The sequence below is a fragment of the Caulobacter sp. CCH9-E1 genome, from assembly GCF_001556515.1.
GTDB lineage: Bacteria > Pseudomonadota > Alphaproteobacteria > Caulobacterales > Caulobacteraceae > Caulobacter.
The window spans coordinates 98,724-108,982 of the sequence record NZ_LSJA01000098.1 but is presented as its reverse complement, the minus strand read 5'-3'; the positions used below and the strand labels follow the sequence as shown (position 1 = coordinate 108,982).

At 67.4% G+C, this 10,259-nt stretch carries 11 protein-coding genes and 1 tRNA gene; 5 read left to right on the top strand and 7 right to left on the bottom strand.

The genetic code is table 11. The annotated features are described in order from the left end of the window. Positions 1-604 precede the first annotated feature (604 nt). The 3 genes from AX690_RS06360 (at position 605) to arfB (ending at position 1,582) form a co-directional block, all read left to right on the top strand. Positions 605-679: transfer RNA gene (locus AX690_RS06360), tRNA-Thr, on the top strand. 22 nt (positions 680-701) lie between these two features. Continuing rightward, entirely contained in the window at positions 702-1,163 is a 462-nt protein-coding gene (locus AX690_RS06355) for a YaiI/YqxD family protein (RefSeq protein WP_066685103.1), read from the top strand. Continuing rightward, a complete protein-coding gene (gene arfB, locus AX690_RS06350; RefSeq protein WP_066685105.1) occupies positions 1,160-1,582 on the top strand; it encodes an alternative ribosome rescue aminoacyl-tRNA hydrolase ArfB in 423 nt (140 codons plus the stop codon). Before AX690_RS06355 ends, arfB begins: the two co-directional genes overlap by 4 nt. Here the strand turns inward: arfB and AX690_RS06345 are convergent. From AX690_RS06345 to AX690_RS06335, 3 genes are all read right to left on the bottom strand, one after another. Further along, on the bottom strand, positions 1,579-2,106 hold the full coding sequence (locus tag AX690_RS06345) for a MarR family winged helix-turn-helix transcriptional regulator (RefSeq protein ID WP_066685107.1): 528 nt from the start codon (positions 2,104-2,106) through the stop codon (positions 1,579-1,581). The two genes, arfB and AX690_RS06345, sit on opposite strands and share 4 nt — an antisense overlap. A 162-nt stretch (positions 2,107-2,268) precedes the next feature. Next, positions 2,269-2,484, bottom strand: a complete 216-nt coding sequence (locus AX690_RS06340; protein WP_066685109.1) for a hypothetical protein — start codon at positions 2,482-2,484, stop codon at positions 2,269-2,271. A 55-nt stretch (positions 2,485-2,539) separates the two neighbouring features. Beyond that, on the bottom strand, positions 2,540-3,046 hold the full coding sequence (locus AX690_RS06335) for a GcrA family cell cycle regulator (RefSeq protein WP_066685112.1): 507 nt from the start codon (positions 3,044-3,046) through the stop codon (positions 2,540-2,542). Positions 3,047-3,316: 270 nt separating this feature from the next. Here AX690_RS06335 and AX690_RS06330 point away from each other — a divergent pair, with 270 nt between their 5' ends. Both AX690_RS06330 and AX690_RS06325 read left to right on the top strand, forming a co-directional pair. Continuing rightward, the gene (locus AX690_RS06330; protein WP_066685114.1) at positions 3,317-3,829 is read left to right on the top strand and encodes a cytochrome c family protein; all 513 of its coding nucleotides are present in this window, start codon (positions 3,317-3,319) and stop codon (positions 3,827-3,829) included. Between the two features lies 1 nt (position 3,830). Then, entirely contained in the window at positions 3,831-4,208 is a 378-nt protein-coding gene (locus AX690_RS06325; protein WP_066685117.1) for a nuclear transport factor 2 family protein, read from the top strand. 42 nt (positions 4,209-4,250) lie between these two features. On the opposite strand, the gene AX690_RS06320 is transcribed toward AX690_RS06325, so the two are convergent. The 4 genes from AX690_RS06320 to AX690_RS06305 all read right to left on the bottom strand — a co-directional run bounded on the left by AX690_RS06320 (position 4,251) and on the right by AX690_RS06305 (position 10,186). Next, on the bottom strand, positions 4,251-7,382 hold the full coding sequence (locus AX690_RS06320) for an efflux RND transporter permease subunit (protein ID WP_066685120.1): 3,132 nt from the start codon (positions 7,380-7,382) through the stop codon (positions 4,251-4,253). Then, the gene (locus AX690_RS06315) at positions 7,382-8,497 is read right to left on the bottom strand and encodes an efflux RND transporter periplasmic adaptor subunit (protein WP_066685122.1); all 1,116 of its coding nucleotides are present in this window, start codon (positions 8,495-8,497) and stop codon (positions 7,382-7,384) included. The genes AX690_RS06320 and AX690_RS06315 overlap by 1 nt, the downstream gene beginning before the upstream one ends. Before the next feature lie 115 nt (positions 8,498-8,612). Next, complete coding sequence (locus tag AX690_RS06310; RefSeq protein WP_082769533.1) at positions 8,613-9,302, bottom strand: hypothetical protein; 690 nt, start codon at positions 9,300-9,302, stop codon at positions 8,613-8,615. 110 nt (positions 9,303-9,412) lie between these two features. Beyond that, on the bottom strand, positions 9,413-10,186 hold the full coding sequence (locus tag AX690_RS06305; RefSeq protein WP_066685124.1) for a class II aldolase/adducin family protein: 774 nt from the start codon (positions 10,184-10,186) through the stop codon (positions 9,413-9,415). Positions 10,187-10,259: the final 73 nt, after the last annotated feature.

Below are 10,259 nucleotides of genomic sequence, written 5' to 3'. Positions count from 1 at the left end.
CCAACTGGATCGGCTCTACCGTCTCCAGCTCGGCGATCCACGATAGGCGGCTTTACCGATCACCGCCCTGTCGACCCGCCTTCGATGGGATCCCGACGGCCGCCCGATCGCCCGCCGATCCCCTTCCGAGGATGCGACGACCTTCGGACCGGCCGGGAACCGAAAGCGGCCCCGCTCAGCCTACCCCCGCCGCCGCATTGGGCCGGATCCAAGCGCCCTCCCCCGCGACGGGGACAGCTCTGAGTATGGCGGCGGTTTCAACGCGGATCACACAGCGGCGCGTAAAAGTGGGAAGTGGTTGGAATCATTGGATTCGATTCCGGATACGCGGATCATAGAGCGCCGTGAACGCTCGTAAAATCCTCCCCCCGGCGGGGGAGGTGTCGGCTCGAAGAGACGACGGAGGGGGAAGAGGCAGGGCTTCAAGCACTTCCCCCTCCGTCCGCTGCGCGGACACCTCCCCCGCTAGGGGGAGGATTGGGATCACGCCCCCTCCCGCGAAGTCAGGTGGGGGCCTGCGGCGCTGGCCGATCTTCGCCATCGCGCCATCTTGCCGTCCGCGCCGGCAAACGGCATAAGCCCTGACCTCGGGTCAAAGACCCATGCCGGCTTAGCACAGCGGTAGTGCAGCGGTTTTGTAAACCGAAGGTCGGGGGTTCGATCCCCTCAGCCGGCACCACTCTCTTTCCTCGGGTCGCGCGATGGCCGCCACGCTCTTCATCGACGCCGACGCCTGCCCCGTGAAGGACGAGGCCTACAAGGTCGCCGCCCGCCATGGCTTCAAGACCTTCGTGGTGTCCAACAGCTGGATCCGCGTGCCGGCCACGCCGATCATCGAGCAGATCGTGGTCGACGCCGGCCCCGACATCGCCGACGACTGGATCGCCGAGCGCGTCGGCCCCGGCGACGTGGTGGTGACCAACGACATTCCCCTGGCAGACCGCGTGCTGAAGGCCGGCGGCGCGGCCGTGGCCCCGAACGGGCGCGTCTTCAGCCACGACATGATCGGCTCGGCCCTGGCCTCGCGCTCGATCGGCGAGCACCTGCGCTCGATGGGCGAGGTCACCAAGGGCCCCGCCGCCTTCGCCAACGCCGACCGCTCGCGCTTCCTGCAGGCGCTGGATCAGCTGGTGGTCAAGGCCAAGCGGGCGGTTCCGAGATGATCGAGATCACGTCCTGGCTGCGGGTCGACGAGGACGAGCTGGTCTGGAAGGCCACGCGCGCCTCGGGCCCCGGCGGCCAGCACGTCAACAAGACCTCGACGGCGCTGGAGCTGCGCTTCGATGTCCGCAACTCCCCGTCCCTGCCCGAGGATGTGAAGACGCGGCTGGAAAAGCTGGCCGGCAGCCGCCTGACCCAGGACGGCGTGCTGATCCTGTTCGCCCAGGGTTCGCGCTCGCAGGAGATGAACCGCCAGGACGCCCAGGCGCGTCTCGTCGACCTGATCCGCCGCGCCACCGAAAAGCCCAAGCCGCGCAAGGCGACCAAGCCGACCTATTCCAGCAAGCTCAAGCGGCTGGAGACCAAGGCAAAGCGCGGGACGGTGAAATCCGGACGCGGCCGGGTCCGGTTCGACGACTAGGCCGTCTCCAACGGCGCCGGCGCGCTGAACGCCAGGACGTCGTCCTTCCAGTCCGGCTCGGCGATCAGGCCGCCCAGCATCTTCTGCAAGCCGCGCGTCATGGCGGCCTGCTCCTCGGGCGTGAGGTTGGCGCAGACATCCTGGTTCAGGGGGCGGATCTCGGCGCGGATCTTCGCGAGCAAGGCTCGACCGGCGTCGGTCAGCCCGATGACCACGATGCGGCGATCGGCCGGCGAGGCCTCGCGGCGGACCAGGCCATCGGCGATCAGGCTGTCGATCGATCGGGTCAGCGTCGTGCGGTCCGTGGCCGACAGCTTGGCCAGCCGCGTCATCGACAGGTCGCCGAACCGGCGCAGCGAGATCATCGCCACCCATTTCGGGAAACTCAGCCCATGGCGCGATAGCAGGTCCGCGGCCATCGCACGGCGATGCTGCTCGGTCTGGTAGAGTAGATAACTCAGATAGCTCGGCAGCGGCAGAGCGTGGTCTTCTACCACCCCCGCGCGCTCTTCCCCCTCACGCATAGTCGTTTTGCTCCCCCGCAAAGCGGCGCCCTGTCTGTCACAAGGTTAACGCCCACGCAATCAGCGCGGCCGAAACGGAAACGAAAAACCCCGCGAAAGGCTTCGCGGGGTCATTTCGTTCAATTTAAGCGGGAAATTGACCCCTAGACACGGGCTCCCGGCTCAGGCGTCGACCGCCGCGCGATTGCGGTTGCGGCCGCGGGTGAGCCAGTCGTCGGGATAGGTCTCGCGCACGGTGATCGACTTGAACTGGTTGACCGGGATCTCGGCGTGGTCACCAGGATTGAGGTCGCGCGACACCGAGTGACCGGCGAACTCCTCGATGATGGTGATCACTTGGCTGCTGCCGGCGACGTTCTCGATCAGGACCATGTTCATGGGGGTGTCTCGGCGATCGTGCGTGAAAGGAATGGGAAAAGGAAACAGGGTCGGTTCAGCCCAGGATGGGCTGGACACGCTTTTCGTTGACGCCCTTCAGGGCCCAGGCTTCGAGGGCCTCGTTCGAGCCGACCCGGCGGAAGGCGCCCTGGCTGTGCTGCTCGCAGTACGAGCCGCGGGCGCTGACCTTGGGACGACCGCAGAAGCCGAAGTCCTCGCTGTCGGGGTGGCCGATCGGCCAGCGGCAGGAATGAGCGCCCAGGCCCAGGATGCCGGACGTCGGCGGCAGACCTTCCTCGACCCGTTCGAACGCAGCGGCCGGACGGGCGACAGAAGTCGCTTCGCGGACGGGGCGTTGGCGGGAGGCCATGCGCGACGGAACGCGGATGGACGAAGCGCGCTGGCGAACCGGCGTCTCGCGGACCGTGATGCCCAGGCGGTGCACCTTGCCGATCACCGCGCTGCGGCTGACGCCGCCCAGTTGCCGCGCGACCTGGCTCGCGCTGAGACCCTCCAGCCACAGCTTCTTGAGGGTCGCTGTGCGTTCTTCGCTCCAGTCCATGATCTTGTTTTCCAGCCCTGCCCGGAGCCAGCCCGCTCCGTGGGAAAAGGGGTAAGATTTATGGTTAACGAGCGTCAAATGGTTATGTGCGAACCCACGGTTTGCGATTTCACTTTTCGCTTAGAGAATCACATAGATATCGCCAATTGTCGCAGGCTTGACTGTTAGGGACCCTTGTTAGGTGACAAGGCCGGGGCCCAGATTTTATAAGGTTTTGGAATGCGTCGCGGCGTCGCAGAGCCCGCGGCGAAACGTCAGTCGGGAACCCTCATGCGCACGCTGAAACTGACCGCCTTCGCCCTCCTCGCCGCCTCGCTGGTCGCCTGCTCGAGGGACGGCGGCAGCTCCTCGGAGGCGCCGGCGGACGCGCCGGCCTCGGCCCCCGCCTCGGCTCCGGCCGCGCCGACCGACGTCGAGAAGGCCGCGGCCCTGGCCGCCCTGCCCGCCCCCTACAACACCGGCGACCTCGCCAACGGCCAGAGCAAGTTCGCGCTCTGCCGCTCGTGCCACACGATCACGCAGGGCGGTCCGGACATGACCGGCCCGAACCTCTACGGGGTTTTCGGCCGCAAGGCGGGCTCCAAGCCCGGCTACAGCTATTCCGACGCCGTGAAGGCCGCCGGTTTCACCTGGGACGCCGAGCATCTGGACAAGTGGCTGGCCGACCCGCGCGGCTTCATGCCGGGCACCAAGATGACCTTCGCGGGCCTCAAGAACCCGCAGGACCGGGTGGACCTGATCGCCTATCTGAAGGTCGAGACGGGCTACAAACCGGCGCCGTGACGTGAAACCGGCTCCGCCCGACATCCAGGCGCGGGTCGAGCGCCTCTACGACACCAACCAGCGGCGCGATTTCACGGCGTTTCGCGCCCTGGCGCACCCGCATCTGGAATGGCCGGACCTCACGCGCGGCGGAACGCTGGACAGCCCCGAGGCTGTCCGCGACTACTGGATCTATAATGATCGCGCGCTGCGGATCGAGATGACGCCGGTCAAGGTGGAGCTGGACGACGAGGGCCGCATCGTCGTGCTGGCTAATCAGGTCGTCTGGAACCTGGCGGGCAAGCTGTGGTCGGACCTGATGGTCCGCCATCGCTACACCCTGCGCGACGGCCTCTTCTGGCGACTGGAAGTTCTCGAAATCGACCGGCCAAGACCCTGACGCCGCTCGAGCGCGCCGGTCACCCCGACGCGCTCGATAGCCTTACGCCGGCGTGACGTCGCTCTCGCCCCGCTCCCGGGCCTCGTAGTCCTCGATCTGACGGGCGGTCCATTCCGGCGACTTCGTGAAGCGCGCCAGCAGGTTGTAGAACACCGGCACGACGAACAGCGTCAGCAACGTGGCCACGATCGCGCCCATGAAGATCACCGAGCCGATGGTCTGACGGCTGCCCGCGCCGGCCCCCGTCCACAGCATCAGGGGCAGCGCGCCCATGGCCGTGGCGATCGAGGTCATGACGATCGGGCGTAGGCGCAGGGCCGCGGCCTCGATGACCGCCTCGCGCACCTTCAGGCCCTCGTCGCGCAGCTGGTTGGCGAACTCGACGATCAGGATGCCGTTCTTGGCGGCGATGCCCACCAGGATGATCAGGCCGATCTGGCTGTAGGTGTTGATGGTCGAGCCCATCACCAGCAGGCCGAACAGCCCGCCCAGCACGGCCAGGGGGACGGTCAGCATGATCACGGCCGGGTGGATCCAGCTTTCGAACTGCGCGGCCAGCACCAGGAAGACCAGCAGCAGCGCGAAGCCGAAGGCGACGCCGACCGCGCCGGACGCCTCCAGATAGTCCTTGGCCTGGCCGCCCCATTTGATGCTGACGCCAGGCGTCGGACGGGCGTCGGCCTGGGCCTCCAGGAAGCGCACGGCCTCCTCGACCGTGAAGCCTGGCGCCAGCTGGGCGGTCAAGGTCACCGAGCGCAGACGGTCCACGCGCGGACGGTCGGGCGTATCGCCCCGCAGCTCGGTGGTGACCACCGTCGACAGCGGCACCAGCGTTCCGGCCTTGGTGCGAACCTGCAGCTGGTTGAGGTTGTCGACGCTGCGACGCTGCTCCAGCTCCGACTGCAGGATCACGTCGTATTCCTGGCCGTTCTTGATGTAGGTCGTGGCCCGACGCGAGCCGAACATGGTCTCGAGCGCCCGGCCGATCGACTGGGTCGACACGCCCAGGCTGGCGGCCTTGTCGCGATCGATCTGCACCGACAGGCGCGGCGAGGTCGGCTCGTAGTCGATGCGCGGCCGCGAGAAGCCGGGGTTGTCCTGGGCGGCCGCCAGGATCGGCTTCAGCCAGTTGGCCAGTTGCACATAGTCGTTGCCCACCGCGATCAGGTCGACATTGGTGCCGCCGCCGCCCGCGCCGCGCTGGAAGGCGCCGCGCACGGTGGCCACGGCGCGCGCGCCGGTGATCTTGCTCAAGGTCCTGTTCAGTTCGGCCGCGACCTCGTCGGCGGTCTTGTCGCGTTCGCCCCAGTCCTTGAGCACCAGCACGCCGCTGCCGGTGCTGAACTGGCTCTGGCCAAAGCGCGGCACGGCGATGATCGTGCGATCGGCGACGCCCTGCTCGCGATACTTGGCCAGTTCCTTCTCGACCTGGTTGGCGATCTGCATGGTGTAGTCGAAGCCCGCGCCTTCGGGGCCGCTGATCGAGACGTCGACGCGGCCGCGGTCCTCGGCCGGCACCATCTCCTTGGGCAGGGCGATGAACAGGCCCGTCGCCGCGCCGGCCAGGATCAGGACCACCAGACCCGTGGCCCAGCCCGCCGCCCGCGCGCCCAGCAAGACGTCCAGCGAATGGCGATAACTGTCGCGCAGCTTGTCCATGGCGAAGTCGACCCGACGCGCCAGCCAACCCTCGCCATGGGCGGGCTTCAGCAGCTTGGACGCCAGCATCGGCGACAGGGTGAAGGCCAGCAGGGCCGAGAAGCCGACGGCCGCGGCGATCGCCACCGCCAGCTCGACGAACAGGCGCCCCGTATAGCCGGGCAGGAACATCAGCGGGGCGAACACCGAGATCAGCACGACCGTGGTGGCCACGACGGCGAAGAACACCTGCCGCGTGCCGCGAAGGGCCGCGACCGGCGCGGGTTCGCCCTCGTCCACCCGCCGCTGGATGTTCTCGACCACGACGATGGCGTCGTCGACCACCAGGCCGACCGCCAGCACCAGGGCCAGCAGCGTCAGTAGGTTCAGCGAGAAGCCCAGCGGGGCCAGGACGATAAAGGTCGAGAGGATGCAGATCGGAGCCACGATCGACGGGATCAGGGCCGACCGCCAGCTGCCCAGGAACACCAGGTTCACCAGGGCGACCAGGGCCACCGAGATGCCCATAGTGATCCAGACCTCGTGGATGGCCTCGGCGGTGAAGACCGAGTTATCCACGGCCTTGACCAGCTGGGTGCCCGGCGGCAGCGTCTGGTTGATGGCCTTGACTTCCTCGTCGACGACCTTGGAGATCGCCACGTCGTTGGCCTGCGACTGACGGGTCAGGAAGATGCCGACCTGGTTCTGGCCGTTGCCGCGGAAGATCTTGCGACGCTCGTTGGACCCCTCCTCAACGCGAGCCACTTCGCCCAGGCGGACGACGAAGCCATTGGCGTCGGCGGCGCGCACGGGCAGCTGGGCGAAGTCCTCGGGCTTCGAATAGGCGCGGCTGACGCGGATCGTGAAGTCCTTGGCCGCGCTCTCCAGCGAACCGGCGGGCAGCTCGACGTTCTCGCTGTTCAGCGCCGTCTCGACGTCGTCCACCGTCACGCCGCGCGCGGCCATGGCGTCCGGGTTGAGCCAGATCCGCATGGCGTAGAGCTGACCGTTCAGACCGGCCTGGGCCACGCCCGGAACCGTCGACATGCGCTCGACCAGATAGCGGTCTGCGTAGTCGGCCAGCTCCAGCGGCGACAGGGTCGACGAGGTCAGGTTCAGGATGATGATCGGCGAGCTGTCGGCGTTGGCCTTGGCGATCTGCGGCGGATCGGCCTGATCGGGCAGGTTCGACGCCACCCGGCTGACGGCGTCGCGCACGTCGTTGGCCGCGTCGTCGAGGTCGCGGTCCAGGGTGAAGGTGATGTTGATCTGCGAGCGGCCGTCGCGCGAGGACGAGTTCACCCGGTCGATGCCCTGGATGCCCGCCACCTGGCGCTCGATCACCTGGGTGATGCGCTCCTCGATGACTTCGGCCGAGGCGCCGCGATAGCTGGTGGAGACCGAGACGACCGGCGGGTCGACGTTGGGCAGTTCGCGGATCGGCAGGCCGGTGAAGGCGGCCAGACCGATGACGCACAGGATGATCGCCGCGACGGCGGCGAAAACCGGGCGACGGACGGAAAGATCGGAGATCATCAGCGGGCCTTGCGCTCGCCGCCGCCGTTACCCGGCTTGCCCTGGCCCGAGCCGACCGAAGCGCCGTCCTGGATGCGATTGAGGCCGTCGGCGACGATCTTGTCGCCGGGCTTCAGACCCGAGCGGATTTCGACATAACCGCCCTGATCAAGGCCGGTCTCGACATTGGTTTGGCGGGCGATCTGGCCCTTGGGTCCCTTGGTGATCAGGAAGACGGACGCCTGGGTTCCTTCGAACTGGACCGCGGTCTCGGGCACGGCGACGGAGGTCCTCACGCCCTGGTCGATGCCCACCTTGACCAGCATGCCGGGCCGCAAGCGGCCGTCGGCGTTGGGGAATTCGGCGCGAGCCTTGATGGCGCGGGTCGCCGGGTCGATGCGGGTGTCGATCTGAGCGATCCGGCCCTGGAACGACTCGCCCGGCAGCGCGTCCGGCCGCGCCATGATCGGCAAGCCGATGCGCAGGGTCGTCAGATATCGGTCGGGGATCGAAAAATCGACACGGATCACCGAGATGTCGTCCAGGCTGACGATCGCCGTCCCTGGGCTGATCAAGGCGCCGGGGGCGATATCCGAGATGCCGACGCGGCCCGAGAACGGCGCGCGGATCACCCGGTCCAGCTTCTGGGCCTGGGCCGAGTTGACGGCGGCGCGCGCGGTCTCAAGCGCGGCCAGATACTGCTCGGCCGTGGCGCGTGGGGCGATGCCCTTGTCCGCCAGGGTCTTCCAGCGCTGATAGTTGCGCTCGGCCTGGGCCAGGTTGGCGCGCGCCTCGGCGATGCCCGCGTTCTCCTGGTCGGCCTTCAACTCGACCAGCACCTGGCCGCGCGACACGGTCTGGCCGTCCGAGAAATGGACGGCCGTGATCAGCTCGGCGGTGTTCGAGGTGATGGTCACCGACTGTCGCCCCTTGGCGACGCCCAGGACCTCGATGCGATCCGTGAACGGACGCTGCCCGACCACGAGCTGGGAAACGGTCGTCGCGCGTCCGCCGCCGGCGCCGCCGCCAGCGCCAGGCTTGTCCTTGCCGGCGAAAGCGAGCTTCAGCCCGCCGACCACCAGCATCAGAACGACGGCGACCAGGGCCACGACGAGGAAGAAGTGCCTGCGGATCAACGAACGGCTCCGGGCGCCAAGAACGGCGGAGTTATGAGTGCGGCGAGATATGACCGCAGCCTAAACCGGCGTCCAGTGACAGGCGGATGACTGAGTGTTGCAGTCCTGAAACAAGCTATAAGCGACGCCACAGGGCGAAGACGACGCCGCGATCACGAGCGACCTCGCGTCCGGAGACCGTGTCGCGCCAGCCGGCCTGCAAGCTCCAGTCGCCGAACGTCCGCACGACAGAGACTTCGCTCTTGGTCCAGCGGGCGTCGATATCGGCGCGATCCGCTTGGCCCGCATAGACCTGGGCCAGCAGCAGCCAGGATCTGGCGGGCCTGAGACCAAGCGTGGCATCGAGCCGTGTCTCGTCGGCCAGGCCCCGCCGCCTCAGGCGCGCGGCTTCCAGATCGACGAAGACCTCGCGCCCTCGCCAGGTCGCCGAACGGCCGTAGAGCACCCGCGCTTCGAGATCCAAGCCGCCTTTTCCCGGCGCGGCGTAGCCGGCGTTGCGTCCGGCCCCCGCCTCGCCGGCGCCTAGATAAACGGCAAGCGCCGACCGGTCATCGCGCCGCGCCGTCCAGCGAAGGCCGGCTTCGACCGGCCCTCGTCCCGAATAGGCCGCCCATCGGTCATGGCCGCGAGTCGCGCCAACCTTGCCTTGCAATGTGAGACGAGATGTCAGGCCGCGCTCGAAAAACACTGACAGCATTTCGTCGCGGCGAGGCGCGATCGGCGCGAGGTTGGCGTTCGGATCATAGCCTTGGTCAGCGGTCGTACGCTCGTACTTGGCGATCACTTGAGCGCGACCAGGCTCGATCGGCCACGCCCCGGCCAGCGCCGTCCCGCCCTCCAGACACGAAAAAGCCGCCGCGCCCCACAGGATCGCGACGGCTCTCGAAGCCTTGGAAGAAGCCCTTGAAGATGGGCCTACTCCGCGTAGCCCGGCAGCTCGCGGTCCAGCTTTCGCAGGCAGCCCGGCCAAGCCAGGCCGCCGATCATGCCCATGCCCATGCCGGTCTGGCGACGCACTTCCTCCTGGGCCGCGTCGGGCGCCAGAAGGACGTTGTCGCGTCCGATCGACAGAGCCATCACCTGCTGCGCGCACGCTCGCTCCAGGAAGAACATCCCCAACCAGCACTCGGCCGCCGTGCCGCCCACGGACAGGGTGCCGTGGTTTCGCAGCATCATCAGCTTCTTGTCGCCCAGGTCGGCCACCAGCCGCTCCCGCTCGTCCAAGTTGAGAGCAATGCCTTCATAGTCGTGATAGGCGAGTTGAGGCAAGACGATCAACGCATGTTGCGTCAAAGGAAGCAGGCCTTCGCGATGCGCCGACACCGCCACGCCCTGATCCGAGTGCAAATGCATCACATAATGGGCGTCTTCCCGCGCGGCGTGCACGGCCGAGTGGATCGTGAAGCCCGCCGGATTGATGTAGTACGGCGTCTTGTCGATGACGTTTCCATCGAGATCGACCTTCACTAGGCTCGAGGCGGTGATCTCGCCGAAGAACATGCCGTAAGGATTGATCAGGAAATGATGCTCGGGGCCCGGAATGCGGGCCGAGATGTGGGTGAAGATCATGTCGTCCCACCCGTGCAGGGCGACCAGGCGGTAAAGCGCCGCCAAGTCCACGCGCGCCTGCCACTCGGCGTCGCTGACCTTGCCCTTCAGGGATGTAATCGGCAGTGAGCCGTCGGCCATGGGAGCCTCCCGTAAGTTATCATTGTTGAGTTGAGCGTCGCGCCAGGGCGCCGAGGCGTCAAGCACTACCTGG

Coding starts and splice junctions, on each gene's coding strand:
- AX690_RS06355 (WP_066685103.1), top strand. CDS start 702: ATGGCCGCCACGCTCTTCATCGACGCCGACGCCTGCCCCGTGAAGGAC.
- arfB (WP_066685105.1), top strand. CDS start 1,160: ATGATCGAGATCACGTCCTGGCTGCGGGTCGACGAGGACGAGCTGGTC.
- AX690_RS06345 (WP_066685107.1), bottom strand. CDS start 2,106: ATGCGTGAGGGGGAAGAGCGCGCGGGGGTGGTAGAAGACCACGCTCTG.
- AX690_RS06340 (WP_066685109.1), bottom strand. CDS start 2,484: ATGAACATGGTCCTGATCGAGAACGTCGCCGGCAGCAGCCAAGTGATC.
- AX690_RS06335 (WP_066685112.1), bottom strand. CDS start 3,046: ATGGACTGGAGCGAAGAACGCACAGCGACCCTCAAGAAGCTGTGGCTG.
- AX690_RS06330 (WP_066685114.1), top strand. CDS start 3,317: ATGCGCACGCTGAAACTGACCGCCTTCGCCCTCCTCGCCGCCTCGCTG.
- AX690_RS06320 (WP_066685120.1), bottom strand. CDS start 7,382: ATGATCTCCGATCTTTCCGTCCGTCGCCCGGTTTTCGCCGCCGTCGCG.
- AX690_RS06305 (WP_066685124.1), bottom strand. CDS start 10,186: ATGGCCGACGGCTCACTGCCGATTACATCCCTGAAGGGCAAGGTCAGC.